This window comes from Micromonospora sp. NPDC049679 (assembly GCF_040659735.1).
In the GTDB taxonomy this organism is placed as follows: Bacteria; Actinomycetota; Actinomycetes; order Mycobacteriales; family Micromonosporaceae; genus Micromonospora_I.
Map to the genome: position 1 here is coordinate 1 of NZ_JBFANZ010000038.1, position 19983 is coordinate 19983.

Genomic DNA, 19983 nt, shown 5'->3' on the forward strand with positions numbered 1-19983 from the left:
GGGTCGGGATGTAGCCGGTGGGCCCGAAATTCTCCTTGAACACCATCGCCGGGCCGGGGTCGGGGACGGGGCGTCGGTACTCCCGCGGCGGCGCCGCGGTGGCGCCGAGCGCCCGGCCGCCGCGGGTCGTGGCATGGGCAAGGCGGATCGCAAGGCGGCCCGCCCGGCCCGCCCGACCCGCCCGCCGCGCCCGCCCCGGCTCGCCGATCCGCGCCGCCGGCTGCGTCTCGCGACGCTGCTGGCGTTGACGATGTTCGCGACCATCGGGATCCGGCTCGTCGCGCTGCAGGTCGTCACGACCCCGGCGTACGCCAGCGGCGGGCTCGCCGACCGGCTCAGCGCGCCGGTCGTGCTCCCCGCGCCCCGGGGCAGCATCCTCGACCGCTCCGGCGCGGTCCTCGCGCACAGCGTAGAGGCGCGCTACGTCTACGCGGACCCGGAGAGCATCAAGGACCCCGACCGGACCTCCACGGTTCTCGCGCCGCTGCTGGGCGTTCCCCGCTCGGACCTGAGGAAGCGCCTGGTCAAGCAGAAGCGGCCGGACGGCCGCTGGTCGGAGTTCGAGTTCCTGGCCCGCGGAGTCGACATCGAGGTGGCCCGCAAGATCCTCGAAATGGAGATCACCGGCATCGGCATCGCCCGCGACGAGCGGCGCGAGGTGCCCGGTAACGACCTGGCGGCCAACCTCATCGGGTTCGCCGGTCAGGACATGACGGGGCTGGAGGGCATCGAGGCCCGCTACGACGAGCTGCTGCGCGGGGTCAACGGCGAGCGGGTGTTCGAGATCGGCCAGGGCGACCTGGGGGCGACCGAGATCCCCGGCGGGTACAGCAAGATCACCCCGGCCAAGCCGGGCAGCTCCCTCGCGCTCACCATCGACCGCGACCTGCAGTACGAGGTGCAGCGGATCCTGTCCAAGATGTCGAAGCAGCGTCACGCGCGCACCGCCGCGGCGGTCGTGATCGACGTGCGGTCCGGCGAGGTGCTGGCGCAGGCGAGCTACCCCACCTACGACGCCGCCGACCCGCTGGCCTTCAAGCCCACCGACCGGGAGGACGCGGCCACCAGCTTCGTCGTCGACCCCGGATCGGTGCACAAGGCGCTGCTCTTCGGCGCGGCCCTGCAGGAGGGCGTGATCAAGCCGGATTCGACCGTGACCGTCGGGCCAGCCATCCGCAAGGGCGACACCACGTTCACGGACACCCATCCGTTCCGGGCCGGGACGAGGTTGACGCTGCCGGGGATCATGGCCTACTCCTCCAACGTCGGCACGATCAAGGTCGCCGACCTGCTCGGTCCGCAACGGGTCTTCGACTACCAGCTCAAGTTCGGGCTCGGCCAGCCGACTGGCGTCGGGGTGCCCGGCGAGGCGTCGGGACGGGTGCTGCCGCCCAAGGACTGGAGCGAATCGTCGTACGGGTCGGTGCCGATCGGCCACAGCGTCGACGCGACGACGATGCAGATGGCCGCGGCCTACGCCGCCATCGCCAACGACGGGGTCTGGGTGCAGCCGCACATCATCCGGGAGACCATCGCGCCCGACGGCACGAAGACGCCGGCGCCGGCGCCCAAGACCCGCCAGGTGATCAGCGCCGGCAACGCGGCGGCGGTGCGCACCATGATGGAGGCCGTCACCACCGTGCCGGACGCGACCGGTACGCGGGCGGCGATCGCCGGTTACCGGATCGCCGGCAAGACCGGCACCGGCAAGCGGATCGTCGACGGCCGGTACACCGAGGACTCCGTGACGTCGTTCATCGGGATGGCGCCCGCGGACAACCCGCGGTACGTGATCGCGGTCTTCGCCGACACGCCGGGGGGCACCACCGGCGGGGATGTCACCGCCCCGGCGTTCCGGGACATGATGGCCTACGCGCTGCGTCACTACCGGGTGCCGCCGTCGACGAGCAAGCCGCCCACCTTCGTCGTCAGCCGGTGAGCGGTACGGCCCGTGACGTGGGCGTGGTCCTTGAAAGAAGAACCAACGGGGCGGGCTGTGCGATGCGGTCAGCGCGACCGGGTAGGGTCTGACGCCGTGCCCGGCAATCCGCGTCCCCGCACCGCGTTCCCGCTCCGGCTCGCCGACATCGCCGCGCTGCTCGCGGTCGACCCGGTCCCGCACGGCGCGTCCGTGCAGGTCACGGGGGTGACCCATGCCAGCGACGAGGTCCGCCCCGGCGACCTCTACGCGGCCCTGCCCGGTGCTCGTCGGCACGGCGCGGAGTTCATCCCCGCCGTCGCCGCCGCCGGTGCGGTCGCCGTGCTCACCGACGCGGCCGGTGCGGCCGCCGCGACCCGCGCCGGGCTCCCGGCGCTGATCGTCGCCGACCCTCGCGCGGTGCTGGGTGCGGTCGCCGCCGCCGTCTACGGCGAACCGACCCGTGACCTGACCGTCATCGGCATCACCGGCACCGCCGGCAAGACCTCGACGGCCTACCTGATCGAGTCGGGGTTGCGCGCCGCCGGCCACACGACCGGGCTGATCGGCACCGTGGAAACCCGACTCGGCGACGTGGTGCTCGACAGCGTGCGCACCACCCCGGAGGCGACCGATCTGCACGCGATGCTGGCCGCGGCGCGCGAACGCGGCGTGACGGCCGTGGTGATGGAGGTGTCCAGCCACGCTCTCGCGATGGGGCGGGTGGCCGGCGTGCGGTTCGCGGTCGGCGGCTACACCAACTTCGGCCAGGACCACCTGGACTTCCACGCCGACGCCGACGAATACTTCGCGGCCAAGGCGCAGCTCTTCGACGGCCGCTGTGGCGTCGAGGTGCTCAACCTCGACGACCCGGCGCTGGTCCCGCTCCACAAGCCAGCGACCGTGACCTACTCGGCCGGCGGCGATCCCGCCGCGACCTGGCGCGCCGCCGACGTCAACGGCTCCGGCTACGCGCAGACCTTCACGGCCATCGGCCCGGACGGCGTGGCGGTCGAGGCCGGCGTGGCGCTGCCGGGCCGGCACAACGTCGCCAACGCCCTGCTGGCGATCGCCGCGTTGGTCGCCGTCGGCGTCGACCCGGCGACCGCGGCGGCCGGGGTCGCCCGCTGCCCCGGTGTGCCCGGCCGGCTGGAGCGGATCGAGGCGCCGGGTCCGGTGCTCGGCGTGGTCGACTACGCGCACAAGCCCGACGCGATCGTGGCCGCCCTCGCGGCGCTCCGCGAGCTGAGCGTCGAGCGGGGCGGCCGGCTCATCTGCGTCATCGGGGCCGGCGGCGACCGGGACCGCGGCAAACGGCCGCTGATGGGGGCGGGCGCCGCGTGCGGCGCGGACCTGGTGCTGATCACCGACGACAACCCGCGTACCGAGGATCCGGCCGCGATCCGGGCCGAGGTGCGCCGCGGGGCCGAGGAATCCGACGGCTCGGCGCGGATCGTGGAGATCGCCGGACGGCGCGCCGCGATCGACGAGGCAGTGCGGATGGCGAACGCCGGCGACGTGGTCGCCGTGCTGGGCAAGGGACACGAGCGGGGGCAGGAGATCGCCGGGGAGCTGCATCCCTTCGACGATCGCGTCGAGTTGGCCGCCGCGCTCGCCGCGCGCTTCGGCACGTTGGTGGGGCAGCGATGATCCCGCTGACGCTCGCCGAGATCGCCGCCGCGGTAGACGGCCGTCTCGTCGCCGCCGATCCGACCGCGCGGATCACCGGCACCGTGGAGTTCGACTCCCGCAAGGTGCGTCCCGGCGGGCTTTTCGTCGCCTTCCCGGGCGAGAAGGTCGACGGCCACGACTACGCGGTCGGCGCGGTCGCGGCGGGGGCCGTCGCGACGCTCGGCAGCCGGGAGGTCGCCGGGGTGCCGATGGTGCTCGTCGACGACGCCCTCGCGGCGATGGCGAAGCTCGCCCGGGCGGTACTCGACCGGCTGCCGGCGCTGACCGTGATCGGCTTGACCGGTTCGTCGGGCAAGACCACGACCAAGGACCTGATCGCGCAACTCGCCGCCCGGCTCGGCCCCACCGTCGCGCCGGCCGGCTCGTTCAACAACGAGCTCGGGCATCCCTACACGGTGCTGCAGGCGGGCGGGGAGACGCGGTTCCTGGTGCTGGAGATGGGCGCGCGCGGGCCGGGCCACATCCGCTACCTCTGCGAGGTCGCGCCGCCCCGCATCGGCGTCGTGATCAACGTCGGGGTCGCGCACATCGGCGAGTTCGGCTCCGTCGACGGGATCGCCGCGGCCAAGGGCGAGTTGGTCGAGGCGCTGCCGCCCGACGGCGTCGCGGTGCTCAACGCCGACGACCCGCGCGTGCGGCAGATGGCCGGGCGCACCGGCGCCCGGGTGGTCCTCGTCGGTGAGGCCGCCGACGCGGGCGTGCGCGCCGAGAACGTGACGGTCGACGCGCGGGGACGGGCGGCGTACACACTGGTGGTGGCCGCGCCGCAGCCGCCGGTGGCGAGGAGTGGCCCCACGGTCGCGAGCGAGGAGGTGCGGGCCGAGGTGCGGCTCGCCGTCTCCGGTCGGCACCAGGTCGGCAACACGCTGGCCGCCGCCGCGGTGGCGCTGCAGCTCGGGATGCCCCTGGCCGACCTGGCGGTGGCCCTCGGCGAGCTGCGGCTCGTATCGACCCGACGGATGGATGTCTTCGACCGTGCCGACGGCGTCACGGTGATCGACGACTCGTACAACGCCAATCCCGCCTCCACCGCGGCCGCGCTGCGTGCGCTCGTCGCGATGGGGCAGGACCGCCGGACCGTCGCGGTGCTGGGCTACCAGGCCGAGCTCGGCGAGTTCGAGCGGGAAGGGCATGAGGAGGTTGGGCGGCTCGCCGCCCAACTCGGCGTCGACCGGCTCATCGTGGTCGGTGAGTCCGCCGCGCCGATCCACGACGGGGCGGTGGCGGTTGCGACATGGGGAGGAGAATCGGTGCTGGTAACCGATCAGGAGGCGGCGATCGAGGTGCTCCGGCGCGAGCTGGACGCCCGTGACGTCGTCCTGGTGAAGGGCTCGCGTTACCGCACCTGGGACGTCGCGGACGCGCTGCGCGCCGGGGCCGGGGAGGCCACGGCGTGAGGGCCGTCATCGTCGCGGCGGCGGTGGCCTTCATCGTCTCCCTGTTCGGCACGCCGATCGGCATCAAGGTCTTCACCGCGCTCAAGGCCGGCCAGCCGATCCGGGCCGTGGGCCCGGCTAGCCACCAGGGCAAGAAGGGCACGCCGACGATGGGCGGCGTGGTCTTCATCATCGCCACGGTCATCGCGTACGTCGCCGGCCACCTTGCGCTCACCACGCTCCCCGAGGCGCAGATCGCGCAGCAGCGGCCGACCGTCACCGGGCTCGTGCTGCTGGGCCTGATGGTCTTCGCCGGCGCGGTCGGTTTCCTCGACGACTTCCTGAAGGTGCGCAAACGCAACAGCCTGGGGCTGAGCGCGCGGGGCAAGCTGATCGGGCAGATGCTCGTGGGCGCCGTGTTCGGCGTGATCGCCCTCTACTTCCCGAGCACCAACGGCCAGACCGTGGGCAGCACGACGATCTCGTTCATCCGGGACATCAGCTGGCTGGACGTCGGCAAGGTGGCCTCGGTCATCATCTTCATCGCCGTCGTGATGGCCACGACCAACGCGGTCAACCTGACCGACGGCCTCGACGGCCTCGCCACCGGCGCCTCGGTGATGGTGCTGGGCGCCTACGCGCTGATTGCCTTCTGGCAGTACCGGCACTGGTGCGGCGACCTCAACTACCCGGCGGAATACTGCTACGCGGTGCGTGACCCGCTGGAGGTCGCCCTCATCGCCGGCGCCGCGGCCGGCGCCTGCGTCGGGTTCCTGTGGTGGAACACCTCACCTGCCCGGATCTTCATGGGTGACACCGGGGCGCTCGGTCTGGGCGGGCTGATCGGCGGCATGGCGATGTCGACGCGGACGATGCTGCTGCTGCCGATCATCGGGGGGCTCTTCGTCATCATCACGATGTCGGTGGTCATCCAGATCATCTCGTTCAAGACCACGGGCAAGCGCGTCTTCCGGATGTCGCCGCTGCAGCACCACTTCGAGTTGGCCGGGTGGAGCGAGGTCAACATCGTGGTCCGATTCTGGATCATCGCGGGGATCGGCGTCGCGATCGGGCTGGGGCTGTTCTACAGCGAGTTCCTCACCGTCCACGGTTAGTGATCTCCCGTCGCGCGCGCTCGACACGCCGTCGGGCGCGCCTGCCGCCGTGTCGCGCGGCGAGCGTCGATGATGAGCGGATGGGGGAGGGAGGGGTCAGCGGTGTGACCGGTGAGCAGGGGTCGGCGCCCGGCGTCGACCGCACCACGGCATCGCCGCCACCGGCCGCGGAGCGCGCGCCGGCGACGCCGTCACCCGCTGCGGACCGCGGGCTTGATCTCATGGGTGGGCTCGCCGCGCTGCGCGGTCTGCTCGCCCGCCCGCTCGCCTCCTACTACCTGCTGGTATCCAGCGCGGGGCTGCTGCTCGTCATCGGACTGACCATGGTCTTCTCGGCCACGAGCGTCGAGGCCTACGCCACCAACGGCAACGCGTTCGCCATGCTGAGCAAGCAGGCGATGTTCGCCGTCGTCGGGCTGGTGGTGTTCTGGATGTGCCAGCGGCTGCCGGCCCGCACCTACCGCGCCGTCGCCGGCCCGTTGCTCGGCCTGGCGATCGGGCTGCTGTCCCTGCTCGGTCTGCTCACGCTCTACGCCTCGTTCCTGAAGACCGACCACGTGCAGTTCGGCCCGATCGGCGCCCGGCTGCTGTCGCTCACGTTCGGCCCGGTCAGTCTCCAGCCCGGCGAGGTCGCCAAGCTCGCCCTGGTGATCTGGGGGGCAGACGTGCTGGCCCGCAAGGGTGAGTCGCTGGGCTGGTGGCGGGAGCTGGCGATGCCGCTCTTCCCCGTCGTCGGCCTGCTCTTCCTCCTGGTCGGCTACAACGACCTCGGCACCATGCTCTGCCTGCTCGCCCTCCTGGTCGGACTGCTCTGGGCGGCCGGCGTGCGACTGCAGGTCTTCGGCATTCTGTCGGCGACCGCGCTGGCCGGGATCGGGCTGCTGATCGCCGCGGCCTCGTTCGGCGCCGGCTCGGGCGAGAAGGGCGCCGAGAACTACCGACTGGGCCGGCTCACCTCGTTCCTCACACCGCCGGAGGAGTGCGGGCTCGACGGTTGCTACCAGGCGCTGCAGGCGCGCTACGCGATCGGCAACGGCGGCTGGTTCGGCGTCGGGTTGGGCACCAGCCAGCTCAAGTGGGGTTACCTGCCCGAGGCGCACAACGACTTCATCTTCGCGATCGTCGCCGAGGAACTGGGGGTGGTCGGCTGCGTCGTGGTGCTCGCGCTCTTCGCGGTGCTCGCCTACAGCGGGCTGCGCATCGCCCGGCGCGTCGATGACCCGTTCCGCCGGTTGGCCGCCGCCGCGGCGACCGCCTGGCTGGTCAGCCAGGCGGTGATCAATATCGGTGGTGTCGTCGGACTGCTCCCGATCACCGGCCTGCCGCTGCCGTTCATCTCCGACGGCGGCAGCGCTCTGGTGATGACCCTCGCAGCGGTCGGCATGCTCGCCTCCTTCGCCCGCGCCGAACCCGATGCGGCCCGGGCCCTACACGCCCGCCCGCCCGCGCGGTGGGTCCGACTACTCTGGGCCCCGTTGCCGCCGCTACCCGACGGCCGCCGGAGGGAACAACCCTCCGGGGCACCCGCGCGCACATCCGAGCGCGGGTCCGTCAAGCGGCGCGACTGACGCACGGCGCGCAGCCGGTGCCGCCCGGAACGGCGGCACGTGGCGCGTCGGCGTACCGGGACAGGGAGCGAGAGGAGACGCTGATGGGTCCGTTGCGGTCGGTCGTGCTGGCGGGAGGTGGCACGGGCGGGCACATCTACCCGTTGCTGGCCTTCGCGGACTGCCTGCGTCGACACGACCCCGGCGTACGGATCACCTGCGTCGGCACCGAGAAGGGCCTGGAGAACGAGCTGATCCCGCCGCGCGGCTACGATCTGCGGCAGATCCCGGCGTACCAGCTGCCCCGGTCGGTCAACATGAACCTGATGCGCACCCCGGACCGGATGTGGAAGGCGGCCCGGGCCGCCGGCAAGGTCATCGACGATGTCCGGGCCGACGTGGTGGTGGGGTTCGGGGGGTACGTCTCGGTTCCGGCCTACCTGGCCGCGTGGCGCCGCGAGATGCCGATCGTCATCCACGAGGTCAACGTGCCGCCGGGCGTTGCCAATCGGCTCGGCATGAAGTTCACCAAGCATGTGGCGGTCGGTTTCCCGCACCAACCGGTGCAGGCGGAGTCGCTGCGCGAGGCGCGCGTCGTGGGCGTCCCGCTGCGCCAGTCGATCGCCCATCTCGACCGGGCGGCACTGCGGGAGCAGGCCCGGGCCCGGTTCGGGCTGCACCCCGATCTGCCGACCGTCTTCGTCTCCGGCGGCTCGCAGGGGGCCCGCTCGATCAACCTCGCGGTGGCGGGCGCGGCGAAGGAGCTGGCCCGTGCCGGCGTCCAGGTGCTGCACGTGATCGGCGCCCGCAACGAGCCCGTCTCGGTGCCGACCGATCTGCCGGCGCCCTACGTCACGCTGCCCTACCTGTCGGAGATGGAGCTCGGGTACGCCGCCGCGGACCTGATGCTCTGCCGCGGCGGGGCGATGACCTGCGCCGAGGTCGCGGCGATCGGGCTGCCCGCGGTCTACGTTCCCTACCCACACAGCAACCAGGAGCAGAAGCGGAACGCGATGCCGGTGGTCGAGGCGGGTGGCGGACTGCTCATCGACGACGCCGAGATCAGCCCCGGCTGGATCGAGCAGCATCTGATCCCGTTGATCCGTGATCCGCAGCGGCTCGCCGCGATGGGCACGGCCGCGTCCGCGTACGGGCGGCGGGACGGCGACGAGGCCCTGCTGGACTTCGTCTACGAGGCCGTGACGGGATGACGCCGGCCGGCCAGGAGAGGACCGCGGGGGTGCGCGCTTCAGGTGCGCCCCACGCGGCACCCAACGGAAAGGTGATGTTGTGAACACCGCGGAGTTCGCGCCGGTCGGCACGGTGGCCGCCGAAGACCTGGGCACCGTCCACCTGATCGGCGTCGGCGGGGTCGGCATGAGCGGGCTGGCCCGCCTGCTGCTGACCCGAGGCATCCCCGTCTCCGGCAGCGAGCTGCGCGAATGGCCGGCGCTCGCCAGCCTGCGCGCGCTCGGCGGCACCATCCACATGACGCACGAGCCGTCCAACCTGGACGGTGTGGACACGGTGGTCTACTCCACCGCGATCCCGCAGGACCACATCGAGCTCGTCGAGGCGCGCCGGCGGGGGCTGCGGATCCTGCACCGCTCCGAGGCGCTCGCCGCGACGATGACCGGGCGGCGCACCATCGCGGTCGCCGGCACCCACGGCAAGACCACCACGACGTCGATGGCGACGCTCATTCTCCAGCAGGCCGGCCAGGACCCCTCCTTCGTCATCGGTGGGGAGATCTCCGAGGCGGGTTCCAACGCGCACCACGGCAGCGGCGAATACTTCGTCGCCGAGGCGGACGAGAGCGACCGCTCATTCCTGCTCTACCGGCCGTACGTCTCGATCATCACGAACATCGACGCCGACCACCTCAACACCTACGGCGACCTGGTCGGGCTTTCGGCGGCCTTCGCCGAGTTCGCCCGGCTCACCGATCCGGACGGCTTCGTGGTCACCTGCGCCGACAACCCCGGCACCCGGGCGATGGCCGAGATGCTCCGCGCCGAAGGGCGCACCGTGTTCACGTACGGGACGGCCGACGACGCCGACCTGCGGATGTCGGAGGTCACCTCGTCCGCGCACGGGGTGCGGTATCTGGCCGAACTGCACGGTGAGCCGCTCGGCGAGATCGCGCTGCCGATGCCCGGTCGCCACCTCGGCCTCAACAGCGCCGCGGCCGTGCTGACCGCCCTCAAACTCGACCTGCCGCTCGCCGCGGCGGTGACCTCGCTGGCCTCGTTCCCCGGTGTGCGCCGGCGCTTCGAGCGCAAGGGCATGGCCGCCGGGATCCAGGTCTACGACGAGTACGCCTACCACCCGACGTCGATGACGGCGGCGATCGAGACGCTGCGGGAGGTCGCGGGGGACGGGCGCCTGATCGTCGTCTTCCAGCCGTACCGCGTCTATCGGACCCGTGACCTGCAGGCCGAACTCGCCGCCGCGCTCGCGATCGCCGACGAGGTGGTGATCCTCGAGGTCTTCGGCCCGGGCGAGATGCGTCAGCCGGGGGAGGGTGGGGTGGCGTTGACCGAAGCGGTCGCGCTCCCCGCCGCCCGCAAGATCTTCGTCCCGTCCTGGGAGGACGTGCCGATGGAGGTGGTCCGCCGGGCCCGCGAGGGTGACGTGGTGGTGACGATGGGCGCGCCGCCCATCTCGTTGATGGGCGACGAACTGCTCGCCGCCCTCGCCGACGGGACCGGTCCGCGACCCGCCGCCGCGCAGCCGCGTCGGGACACCGCGACCCTCGACGCCGGATGAGCCCTGTCGCTGGTGGCGGCCGGGGCGGGCCGGGTGGTCGACCGGCGTCGACGGGTGTGACCGGCCGGGGCGGCCGCGGCGGCACCGACGACGATGGCGCACGGCGCTGGCGCCTGGTGCGCGCCGGCACGGACGCCGTGCCGTCCTCGGTCCGCAGGTTCATGCGTCGGGCGCGCCAGCGGCGGTTGCGGGCCGCGATGCCCTGGGCGGTGGTCGGTGGGGTGCTCGCCCTCGCCGGGCTGGTCGCCTGGATCGTCTACGGCACCACCTTCTTCGGGGTTCGCGAGGTACGGGTGACGGGTGCCCAGCTGCTCACCCCGGTTCAGATCCGCGACGCGGCCGCCGTACCGGACGGGCTGTCGTTGGCCCGGGTCGACATCGCCGCCGTCCGCGACCGGGTGGCGGCGCTGCCGCCGGTCGAGCGGGTCACCGTCACCCGCGAGTGGCCGGGGAGGTTGCTGGTGCAGGTGGTGGAGCGCACCCCGGCGGCGGTTGTTCCGCAGGGGCGGCGGTTCGTGGTGGTGGACACCTCCGGTGTGGCCTTCCGGACCGTGGCGACGCGGCCGGCGGAGCTCCCGCTGGCGCGGGTGGGTGCCCCTGGCCCGGACGACCCGGCGACCCGTGCGGCGCTGGAGGTGCTCGGCGCACTCACGACGGAGCTGCGGGCCCAGTTGATCGAGGTGGTGGTGGCGGGGCCGGCGCGGATCACGCTGAAGCTGCGCGGTGACCGCACGGTGGTCTGGGGCGACGCCTCGGACAATGAGACGAAGGCCCGGGTCGCGAGCGCGCTGCTGTCGCGCAAGGGCAAGACCATCGACGTCAGCGCACCCGACGTGGTCACGGTTCGCTGACGCCGCGCGCGGTCGTCCGGCCGCCGCCCACGCGGCGGGATCGGGGAGTCGACGGTCGGGGGCTCTCCGGTGTGCGGGGGTGGCCCGTTCGGTCGGCGGAATGCCGGATCTGACGGTCTGTGGGGAGCGACAGGGCGACACGCCGCGTCGGTTCTTGGATAGCGCGGGAGGTCAGCTTACGTTGCCCCCGAGAGCTTCAGAGGTTGACATAACTCTAAGCCTCTAGTAGAGGGTGAGGGTTATCCCTTCATCCTCTCGTAGCGAGCGGTTCTCGATCGCGGTCTGGCCGGGTCGCATGGGCCGTCGACCGCGAATCTCGGAAGGGAAGGCATACCGGTGACACCTCCGCACAACTACCTGGCGGTCATCAAGGTCGTCGGCATCGGTGGCGGCGGAGTCAACGCCGTCAACCGCATGATCGAGGTCGGCCTGAAGGGCGTCGAGTTCATCGCGATCAACACTGACGCGCAGGCGCTGCTGATGAGCGACGCCGACGTCAAGCTGGACGTGGGTCGCGAGCTGACCCGCGGGCTCGGCGCGGGGGCCAACCCCGACGTCGGCAAGAACGCCGCCGAAGACCACCGCGATGAGATCGAAGAGGTGCTCAAGGGCGCCGACATGGTCTTCGTGACGTGTGGCGAGGGCGGCGGCACGGGCACCGGCGGCGCGCCCGTCGTGGCCAACATCGCCCGCAAGCTCGGTGCGCTGACCATCGGCGTGGTCACCCGGCCGTTCTCCTTCGAGGGCAAGCGCCGGCAGGTGCAGGCCGAGTCGGGCATAGACGAGCTGCGCAACCAGTGCGACACGCTCATCGTGATCCCCAACGACCGGCTGCTCGCCCTCGGTGACCGGGGCATCAGCATGATGGACGCGTTCCGTCAGGCCGACCAGGTGCTCCTCTCCGGTGTGCAGGGCATCACCGACCTGATCACCACCCCCGGTCTGATCAACCTCGACTTCGCCGACGTGAAGAGCGTGATGAGCGGGGCGGGAAGCGCGTTGATGGGCATCGGCAGCGCCCGCGGCGACAACCGCGCGGTGGAGGCGGCCGAGGCGGCCATCTCCAGCCCGCTGCTCGAGCAGAGCATGGACGGGGCGCGGGGTGTGCTGCTCTCCATCGCGGGCGGCTCCGACCTCGGTCTCTTCGAGATCAACGACGCGGCCCAGTTGGTCACGGACGCCGCGCACGCCGACGCCAACATCATCTTCGGTGCGGTCATCGACGACGCGCTCGGTGACGAGGTGCGGGTGACGGTCATCGCCGCTGGCTTCGACGGTGGGGCGCCGGCGTACAAGCCGGCGGAGGCGCCGCGCAAGGTCGCCCCGCCGACGGCCCAGCCGGCCGTGGCGGCGACCCCCACCCCGTCAGCGCCCACGACGGCGCAGACAACCACCACGCAACCGCGCCGTGTTCTCTTCGACGATGTCGACGTGCCGGACTTCCTGAAGAACGGTTCCTGAGCGGGGACATGACCGGGGCATCGACAGACGCGTCGCAACGGCGACGCGCCGAGCTCGCGGGCAACCTCGCCCGCGTGCGCGAGCGCGTCGCCGTCGCGTGTGCGGCCGTGGGTCGGGATCCGGCCACGGTCGCCCTGGTGGCGGTGACCAAGACGTACCCGGCGAGCGACGTCGCGTTGCTCGCCGGGCTCGGCGTGACCGACGTGGGGGAGAACCGCGACCAGGAGGCGGCCCCCAAGGCCGCCGCGGTTGCGGCGGCGGGGGCGCACGTACGGTGGCACTTCGTCGGGCAGTTGCAGCGCAACAAGTGCCGATCGGTGGTCGGCTACGCCGACATGGTCCAGTCGGTCGACAGCGTGCGGCTGGCGGCGGCGCTCGCGGACGCGGCACGCCGTCACCGTGGTGGCGGGGAGTCGGGCGCGGGTGAGCCGGGTCCGCCGTTGGACGTGCTGGTCCAGGTGAGCATCGACGGTGACCCGTCGCGGGGCGGCGCGCTGCCGGAGAGCTCCGATGTGGACCGCGGCCTGCTGCCGGTCGCGGAGGCGATCGCGGGGCACGGGGCGCTGCGGCTGGCCGGGCTGATGGCCGTGGCGCCGGTGGGGTGGCCGCCGGAGTCGGCCTTCGCGCGGCTCGCGGTGATCGCGGCGGACGTGCGGAGCCGTTTTCCGGGTGCCACCGTGCTCTCGGCGGGGATGAGCGGCGATCTCGAGGCCGCTGTCGCGCACGGCGCGACACATGTGCGCGTCGGCGCCGCATTGCTCGGAATGCGCCCCACGCTGCGGTAGCCTGACGTCGGGATACCAAATTACATCAGTGTTGTTTGAGACGCGCTTCCCCGTTAGGGGTCGCCGCTCCGGTCGTTTCATCATCGGGGCGGGGGGAGATGTCTCAGGCCGGTGGGCACTGCAGTGTTCACGCGCGTAGCAGGGGCACGGCACGGGGGGCGTGCCGCACGGCGGACGGAGGGGCGCGGCGATGGGTGCACTGCGCAAGGCGGGGGTCTGGCTCGGCCTCGTCGAGGACGAGGACGACCGGGCGTATGACGACGGTGACTACGACAAGGGTGGTTACCGCGAGTCGCGCTACCGGGAGAGCCGGTACGCCGACGAGTTCGGCGACGATGAGGACGATCCCGACGACGGGCCGGTCCTCACGCGGGTCCGGTCGGGTGAGCGGCTGCGCCGTTCGGACCGGCTGAGCCGAGCGGACGATCTGGAGCGTGGCGACGGGGAGCTTCCCGAGCGGTCGGAGCGCGCCAGCGTCCGTTCGATCACCCGGCCGAGCGCGCCGGAGGGGTCGTCCGGGCTGGCCTATCCCACCCGCGACAATCTCGCGCTGGCGCCCCAGGTGCAGCTGCGTGAGCGCGTCCCGGCGGTCGAGGACGAGCAGCGTTACCAGATAACGACGCTGCATCCGACGACCTACCGCGAGGCGCGCACCATCGGCGAGCACTTCCGGGACGGTGTGCCGGTCATCATCAATCTCACCGAGATGGACGAGGCCGACGCGCGCCGACTGGTCGATTTCGCTGCCGGTTTGGCGTTCGGACTTCGCGGTACGATCGAGCGCGTGACCAACAGGGTGTTCCTGCTCTCGCCGGCCAATGTTCAGGTCACCGCCGAGGACAAAGCCAAGATCGCTGAGGGCGGTTTTTTCAGCCTGAGCTAGCCCGAACGAGGGACGCCGTCTGCCGTGTTGTCGATCATGTTCCAAGTGCTCTACCTGCTGCTTTACGTCTTTTTCCTGACCCTGCTGGCGCGCTTCGTGCTGGGCGCGGTGCTCCAGTACAGTCGGCGGTGGCAACCGGGCCGGGCGGCTGCCGCAGGAATGGAATCGGTGTGGAGCGTCACTGATCCGCCCCTCAAGGCGTTGAGGCGTGTGATCCCACCACTGCGAATTGGTACCGTGAGCTTCGACCTGGCCTCGCTTGTGCTCCTGGTTATCCTGTTCGTGCTGATGAGGTTCGTGGTGGAGCCGCTGATCAGGTAACCCTGACCAGCGCGCTACGCGGCCGCAACTGACCCGAGGAGTTTCGATGCCGCTTACCCCGGCCGACGTCCACAACGTCGCCTTCAAAAAGCCTCCGATCGGCAAGAGGGGGTACGACGAGGAGGAGGTCGACGCCTTCCTGGACGAGGTCGAGCGTGAGCTCGCCCGTCTGATCGAGGAGAACAACGAGCTTCGCGCCCAGGTGGAGCGCGGCGGTCGTGGCGGCGCTCCAGCCGCCCCGGGTGCCGACCCGCGGCTGGCGGCAGAGCTCAACGACATGAAGACCCAGCTCGACCGGGTGCAGCGCGACAAGGCGGCCGCCGAGCAGGCGGCCCGGGCGATGCAGGCCGAGCTGGAGCAGATGCGGTCCCAGGGCACGCCTGTCGTCACCGGTGACGGTGAGCAGCAGGCCCTGCGGGTGCTGATGATGGCCCAGCGCACGGCCGACGACCACGTGTCGGACGCCCGTCGCGAGGCCGACAAGCTGCTCTCCGACGCCCGCTCCAAGGCGGAGGAGGTCACCCGCGAGGCGCGGGCCAAGGCCGACGCGCTGGAGCGCGACGCCCGGCAGCGTCACCAGGAGGCGATGGGCGGTCTCGACGCCAAGCGCACGGCGTTGCAGAAGCACATCGAGGAGCTCAAGCAGTTCGAGCGGGAATACCGCACGCGGCTCAAGGCCTACCTGGAGAGCCAGCTGCGCGACCTCGACGGTCGTGGGCAGGGTCTGGAGGCGGAGATGTCGCGGGCCGACAGCAACCGGCCCGGCGCGGTCTCCGGTGGCCTGGCCACGGCGGGGCTCGCCGGCTCCTACGGCGGCGGTCGCTCCAACGCCCTCGAAGCCGGTCGCTGACCCGCACGGTCACGGACACAACTGGAAGCCGATGCTGCGGGGGTGAACCGTGATTGTCGGAAGCCTGCTGCTCATCCTCGTCGCCGTCACACTGCTGGTGCTCGGTCTGGCCAACGGTTCGAGCATGCTGCTGATCAGTTCGATCGCGGCAAGCCTGCTGGCCGCCGTCGCGCTCGTGGTCGGCGCCCGCCAGGCGGCCGCCGCGCGCGTCGAGTCGGCCCCGGCCGGCTTCGGACCGGGCGTGCCTGACGGCGACGAGGATGACTCCGTCCTGCACCACCATGCCGCGACCTTCGGGGGACGGACGGGTGAGCCCGTCGGGCGACGGGTAGCCAACGGCATCGGTGGCGCGTCGGTGGCGCTCGCGGACCCGGTCGAGGCGGCCGTGCCGTCGCAGGTCGATCGGGGAGTGCGCCACCCTGGGGATGCCCGCCGTGGCGACGCCCATCCGCCGGCAGCTGCCGGCGCGCCCATGGTGGACGCGGAACGGTGGACCAGCGGTCACGATCCGGTTCCGCCGTCCGATGCGGTGCTCGACGAGGAACCGCCGGACGAGCCGCGGCCGCAGCACGTGAGCGCGGCCGACGCGGCGCGGGTGGCGCGCCTGGTCACCGAGGTGCTGGTGGTGGACGGTCGTCCCCGTTACCACCTGGCCGGCTGCGTGCACCTGCTCGGCCGCGAATGCGAGCCGCTGCCGGTGGGCGAGGCGGTCGACCTGGGCTTCAGCCCCTGCAGCCTCTGCGAGCCCGATCGGGCGCTGCTCGCCGACGCCCGCCGCGTCTGATCGCGGCCGCGCCGTGTCTCGCGCTCCCCGCCGTGCCGCCGGCGCCGGCGTCACCGGCGACGGTCGCGCTGCGCCGGGTAGCGCCCCGGACGACGCGTCCGCTCCGCACACCGTCGCCGTACGGGTCAAGCCGGGATCGGCACGAGCCACGGTCGGCGGGCGACACGACGGCCCGTACGGGCCGGCCCTGATCGTCGCGGTGAACGCGCCCGCCGTGGACGGCCGGGCCACGGAGTCCGCGCGGCGGGCGCTCGCCGAGGCGCTCGAACTGCGTCCCGCCGCGGTGACGCTGCGGGCCGGGGCGGCCAGCCGGGACAAACTCTTCACCATTGCCGGCGCCGACGCCGCGCTCGACGGCCGGCTGCGCCGGCTGCGCGACGGATCGGCACAGTGAGGACCGGCGACGCGGGGCGGGCATGACGACGGGACTCGACGTCGCTCTCCTTCTCGGATCGGCGGTGCTGCTCGTCGCCGTCGGCGCGGTCCGGCTCTCGACCCGGCTCGGCCTGCCCAGCCTCCTGGTCTACCTGGCGCTCGGCGTCGCCATCGGCGAGTCCGGACTCGGCATCCGGTTCGACGACGCCGAGCTGACCCGTACCCTCGGCTTCTGTGCGCTGATCGTGATCATCGCGGAGGGGGGTCTGACCGCGCGGTGGAGCACGCTGCGCCCGATTCTCGGGCTCGCCGCGGTGCTCTCGACGATCGGCGTGGCGGTCAGCATCGCCGTCGTCGGCGTGGCGGTCCATTTCCTGCTCGGCCTGGACTGGCGGCTCGCGCTCCTGTATGGAGCCGTGCTCTCCTCCACCGACGCCGCCGCGGTCTTCGCCACCCTTCGCCGGTTGCGCCTGCCGCCCCGGCTGGTGGCCGTCCTCGAAGCCGAGTCCGGCATGAACGACGCCCCGGTGGTGCTGCTGGTCGTTCTCCTGGCCACCGCGGAGTTCGGCGCGCATGCCTGGTGGCACGAGGCCCTGCTGCTCGGTTACGAGCTGGCGGCGGGCGCGGCGGTCGGGTTCGCGGTGGGGATGGCGGGGCGGTGGCTGCTGCCCCGGGCGGCGCTCCCGTCGGCGGGGCTCTATCCCATCGCCGCCGTCGGGTTCACGGTTCTCGCGTACGCCGCCGGCGCGGTGCTGCACGCGTCGGGTTTCCTCGCGGTGTATGTGGCCGGCGTGGTGCTCGGCAACGCCCGATTGCCCCACCGGCAGGCCATTCTCGGCTTCGCCGACGGGCTCGCCTGGCTCGCCCAGATCGGTCTCTTCGTCCTGCTCGGCCTGTTGGTCTCGCCGGGCCGGCTGGACGACGCCCTGCTGCCGGCGATCGTCGCCGGATTGGCGCTGGTGTTCCTGGCCCGTCCATTGTCGGTGGTGGTCGCGGCGTTGCCGTTCCGGGTCAGCCCCCGCGAGCAGCTCTTCCTCTCCTGGGCCGGGCTGCGCGGGGCGGTGCCGATCGTGCTCGCCACGATCCCGCTCTCCGCCCGGCTGCCCGGGGCCGTCCGGCTCTTCGACGCCGTGTTCGTGCTCGTCGTGATCTTCACCCTCGTGCAGACCGGCACGCTGGGGCCGGTGGCCCGACGGCTGCGGGTGACCGCTCCCGCGGAGCCGACGGAGATCCGGGTGGAGACGGCGCCGCTCGAGCGGATGCAGGCGGATCTGTTGCAGTTGGAGGTGCCGGCGGGGTCGCGGCTGGCCGGGGTGCATCTCGACGAGTTGCGGTTGCCGGTGGGGGCGTCGGTGACGCTGGTTCTGCGGGATGGTGCCGGTTTCGTGCCGGCTCCGGACACCCGGCTGAAAGTCGGGGACAGCCTGTTGATCGTCGCCACCGCGAATGTGCGGGACGCCGCCGAGCGGCGGCTGCGGGCGGTCAGCCGGCGCGGACGGTTGGCCCGTTGGTTCGACGAGTACGGCAACGAGCGGGACGAATGATCTGCTAGCGTCCTTTTGCCCGGTTTAAGGATTATTCCGGGACGGGATGGGTAACAACGGTGCGCCAATGTTGTCTGACGTACTCACGTTCCGTATTCTTGCCAATCTCCGGAGTGCGCGGCGTCCCGCCGCGCGCCCGTTTTGCACGTGGGGGACGCTATGGCCGAGCGGGCGCATGCCGCGCGCGAGGGTGTGGCGGAATGTGGTGTGCCGTCCGGGCAGGCCATCGGGGGGATAGGCGCGGTGGCCCGCTCCGGCGGCGTGACCGCGACCGACGGGGCGGGGTCGACGCCCGCGCGCGCGGCGACACGGCGGCCCGCGGCACGACCGGACGGGTCCGGATCGCAACGTTCGGTGTGCCATCCGGCGGGGTACGCGCGCAGCGCCCGGTCGGCGGGTCGGGGTTTCTCCGCCGCCGCTGCCCCGACGAGCCCCGCCACGTCCCCCGATGTGGCAGCCCCGAAGGACCGCCGGGCCCCGGTGCAGGCACCGGACCAGGCACCGCCGATCGCCGCGGGGACCGCGGCCAAGGGAGCGACGATGGCGAAGCCAGCCGACACGAAGACTGCCGGACGTAAGCCGGTGGCCGCCAAGCCCACCCGCAGCGCCGCGGAGACCGAGAAGATCCGGGCCGCGCTGGCGGCTCGCCGCGACGAACTGCGTACCGAGTACGATCAGACGCTGAGCGAGATCACCGAGCTGCAGCGCGACCGGTTGACCGACTCGGCTGGCGACGACCAGGCGGACACGGGCACCAAGACGTTCGAGCGCGAGCAGGAGATCTCCCTCGCCAACAGCATTCTCGAACGGATCACGCAGGTCGAACGGGCGCTGGAGCGGCTCGATGAGGGCAACTACGGCTGGTGCGAGAAGTGCGCCACGCCGATCCCCGTGGAGCGGCTCGCCGCGTTCCCGTCCGCGACCCTGTGCGTCACGTGTAAGCAACTGGAGGAGCGGCGGTAACCGCGGGGAGCGAGCGTTCCGGGCTGACACCTGTCGGCCTCGCCGGAACGTGAGCGGAGCTCCCGGGCACCGCTGCACGACCGGAGGGATAGGCAACTGAGCGCCGATGGGGAGCAGATGACCGCGTCGCGGCCCACCGCTGGGTCCGACCCGGCGGCGGGGCCGTCGACCGATCGCGGTCGGCGACGGAGCGTCCAGGTCCTGGCGGTGATTGCGCTGGTCGCGCTCCTCGCCGACTTCGGCACCAAGCACCTCGCTCTCGTCACGCTGGAACACCGTGAGCCGGTCCGGCTGCTCGGTGGTGCGGTCTACCTGACCCTGACCCGCAACAGCGGTGCGGCCTTCAGCCTCGGCTCCGACTACACCTGGATCTTCCCGCTGGTCACGCTGGCCGTGGTCGGCTGGATCGTCTGGATGGCGCTGCGACTGCGCTCGATCCCCTGGGCGGTCTCGCTGGGACTGGTGCTCGGCGGGGCGCTCGGCAACCTCGTCGACCGGATCTTCCGCGCCCCGGGGCCCTTCCTCGGGCACGTGGTCGACATGGTCAGCCTCTTCGACCCGCACGGACAGGTCTGGCCGGTGTTCAACCTGGCCGACAGCGCGTTGGTGACCGGGGTCTGCCTGGCCATCCTGCTCGAACTCACCGGGCGGCGGCGCGAGGGCGGCCGGCTGCCGAGCGGCACCGCCGCGGCCGGCGCGAGCGACGACGCCGGGAAGGACCGGTCGTGACGTCGACGTACGGGGCGGGC

The 19983-nt window shown here is 72.2% G+C and carries 18 protein-coding genes; all 18 read left to right on the forward strand.

Annotation, left to right across the window (positions count from 1 at the left end):
- Positions 1-133 precede the first annotated feature (133 nt).
- Positions 134-1939 (forward strand): penicillin-binding protein 2, encoded by a 1806-nt coding sequence (locus AB0J06_RS21330; RefSeq protein WP_357430698.1) that lies wholly within the window; start codon positions 134-136, stop codon positions 1937-1939.
- A 96-nt stretch (positions 1940-2035) separates the two neighbouring features.
- Positions 2036-3568 carry a UDP-N-acetylmuramoyl-L-alanyl-D-glutamate--2,6-diaminopimelate ligase gene (locus AB0J06_RS21335; protein WP_357430699.1) on the forward strand — a complete coding sequence of 511 codons (1533 nt, stop codon included), beginning with the start codon at positions 2036-2038 and terminating at the stop codon, positions 3566-3568.
- Positions 3565-5007, forward strand: coding sequence for a UDP-N-acetylmuramoyl-tripeptide--D-alanyl-D-alanine ligase (murF, locus tag AB0J06_RS21340; protein WP_357430700.1), 1443 nt, complete (start codon positions 3565-3567; stop codon positions 5005-5007). Before AB0J06_RS21335 ends, murF begins: the two co-directional genes overlap by 4 nt.
- Positions 5004-6101 carry a phospho-N-acetylmuramoyl-pentapeptide-transferase gene (gene mraY, locus AB0J06_RS21345; protein WP_357430701.1) on the forward strand — a complete coding sequence of 366 codons (1098 nt, stop codon included), beginning with the start codon at positions 5004-5006 and terminating at the stop codon, positions 6099-6101. The genes murF and mraY overlap by 4 nt, the downstream gene beginning before the upstream one ends.
- A gap of 221 nt (positions 6102-6322) precedes the next feature.
- Positions 6323-7669 carry a putative peptidoglycan glycosyltransferase FtsW gene (locus tag AB0J06_RS21350; RefSeq protein WP_357430747.1) on the forward strand — a complete coding sequence of 449 codons (1347 nt, stop codon included), beginning with the start codon at positions 6323-6325 and terminating at the stop codon, positions 7667-7669.
- Positions 7670-7752: 83 nt separating this feature from the next.
- On the forward strand, positions 7753-8859 hold the full coding sequence (murG, locus tag AB0J06_RS21355; RefSeq protein ID WP_357430702.1) for an undecaprenyldiphospho-muramoylpentapeptide beta-N-acetylglucosaminyltransferase: 1107 nt from the start codon (positions 7753-7755) through the stop codon (positions 8857-8859).
- Between the two features lie 79 nt (positions 8860-8938).
- Complete coding sequence (murC, locus tag AB0J06_RS21360; protein ID WP_357430703.1) at positions 8939-10417, forward strand: UDP-N-acetylmuramate--L-alanine ligase; 1479 nt, start codon at positions 8939-8941, stop codon at positions 10415-10417.
- Complete coding sequence (locus AB0J06_RS21365; protein ID WP_357430704.1) at positions 10414-11268, forward strand: FtsQ-type POTRA domain-containing protein; 855 nt, start codon at positions 10414-10416, stop codon at positions 11266-11268. The genes murC and AB0J06_RS21365 overlap by 4 nt, the downstream gene beginning before the upstream one ends.
- A gap of 336 nt (positions 11269-11604) precedes the next feature.
- Positions 11605-12729 carry a cell division protein FtsZ gene (ftsZ, locus tag AB0J06_RS21370; RefSeq protein WP_357430705.1) on the forward strand — a complete coding sequence of 375 codons (1125 nt, stop codon included), beginning with the start codon at positions 11605-11607 and terminating at the stop codon, positions 12727-12729.
- Positions 12730-12737: 8 nt separating this feature from the next.
- A complete protein-coding gene (locus tag AB0J06_RS21375; RefSeq protein ID WP_357430706.1) occupies positions 12738-13514 on the forward strand; it encodes a YggS family pyridoxal phosphate-dependent enzyme in 777 nt (258 codons plus the stop codon).
- Between the two features lie 190 nt (positions 13515-13704).
- Complete coding sequence (gene sepF / locus AB0J06_RS21380; protein WP_357430707.1) at positions 13705-14397, forward strand: cell division protein SepF; 693 nt, start codon at positions 13705-13707, stop codon at positions 14395-14397.
- A 24-nt stretch (positions 14398-14421) separates the two neighbouring features.
- Positions 14422-14718, forward strand: a complete 297-nt coding sequence (locus AB0J06_RS21385; protein ID WP_357430708.1) for a YggT family protein — start codon at positions 14422-14424, stop codon at positions 14716-14718.
- Between the two features lie 46 nt (positions 14719-14764).
- A complete protein-coding gene (locus AB0J06_RS21390) occupies positions 14765-15568 on the forward strand; it encodes a DivIVA domain-containing protein (protein WP_357430709.1) in 804 nt (267 codons plus the stop codon).
- A gap of 49 nt (positions 15569-15617) precedes the next feature.
- Entirely contained in the window at positions 15618-16352 is a 735-nt protein-coding gene (locus AB0J06_RS21395; RefSeq protein ID WP_357430710.1) for a hypothetical protein, read from the forward strand.
- A gap of 13 nt (positions 16353-16365) precedes the next feature.
- The gene (locus tag AB0J06_RS21400; protein ID WP_357430711.1) at positions 16366-16746 is read left to right on the forward strand and encodes a DUF167 domain-containing protein; all 381 of its coding nucleotides are present in this window, start codon (positions 16366-16368) and stop codon (positions 16744-16746) included.
- 22 nt (positions 16747-16768) lie between these two features.
- On the forward strand, positions 16769-18271 hold the full coding sequence (locus AB0J06_RS21405) for a potassium/proton antiporter (protein WP_357430712.1): 1503 nt from the start codon (positions 16769-16771) through the stop codon (positions 18269-18271).
- 540 nt (positions 18272-18811) lie between these two features.
- Positions 18812-19234: a TraR/DksA C4-type zinc finger protein gene (locus AB0J06_RS21410; protein WP_357430713.1), complete on the forward strand. Its 423-nt coding sequence runs from the start codon at positions 18812-18814 to the stop codon at positions 19232-19234.
- A gap of 117 nt (positions 19235-19351) precedes the next feature.
- On the forward strand, positions 19352-19963 hold the full coding sequence (gene lspA, locus AB0J06_RS21415; RefSeq protein ID WP_357430714.1) for a signal peptidase II: 612 nt from the start codon (positions 19352-19354) through the stop codon (positions 19961-19963).
- The last annotated feature ends 20 nt before the right edge of the window (positions 19964-19983 follow it).

Bases quoted from the DNA above. Each gene is read 5' to 3' on its own strand.
- AB0J06_RS21330 (WP_357430698.1), top strand. From the start codon at position 134: ATGGGCAAGGCGGATCGCAAGGCGGCCCGCCCGGCCCGCCCGACCCGC.
- murF (WP_357430700.1), top strand. From the start codon at position 3,565: ATGATCCCGCTGACGCTCGCCGAGATCGCCGCCGCGGTAGACGGCCGT.
- AB0J06_RS21350 (WP_357430747.1), top strand. From the start codon at position 6,323: ATGGGTGGGCTCGCCGCGCTGCGCGGTCTGCTCGCCCGCCCGCTCGCC.
- murG (WP_357430702.1), top strand. From the start codon at position 7,753: ATGGGTCCGTTGCGGTCGGTCGTGCTGGCGGGAGGTGGCACGGGCGGG.
- AB0J06_RS21365 (WP_357430704.1), top strand. From the start codon at position 10,414: ATGAGCCCTGTCGCTGGTGGCGGCCGGGGCGGGCCGGGTGGTCGACCG.
- AB0J06_RS21375 (WP_357430706.1), top strand. From the start codon at position 12,738: ATGACCGGGGCATCGACAGACGCGTCGCAACGGCGACGCGCCGAGCTC.
- sepF (WP_357430707.1), top strand. From the start codon at position 13,705: ATGGGTGCACTGCGCAAGGCGGGGGTCTGGCTCGGCCTCGTCGAGGAC.
- AB0J06_RS21390 (WP_357430709.1), top strand. From the start codon at position 14,765: ATGCCGCTTACCCCGGCCGACGTCCACAACGTCGCCTTCAAAAAGCCT.
- AB0J06_RS21405 (WP_357430712.1), top strand. From the start codon at position 16,769: ATGACGACGGGACTCGACGTCGCTCTCCTTCTCGGATCGGCGGTGCTG.
- AB0J06_RS21410 (WP_357430713.1), top strand. From the start codon at position 18,812: ATGGCGAAGCCAGCCGACACGAAGACTGCCGGACGTAAGCCGGTGGCC.
- lspA (WP_357430714.1), top strand. From the start codon at position 19,352: ATGACCGCGTCGCGGCCCACCGCTGGGTCCGACCCGGCGGCGGGGCCG.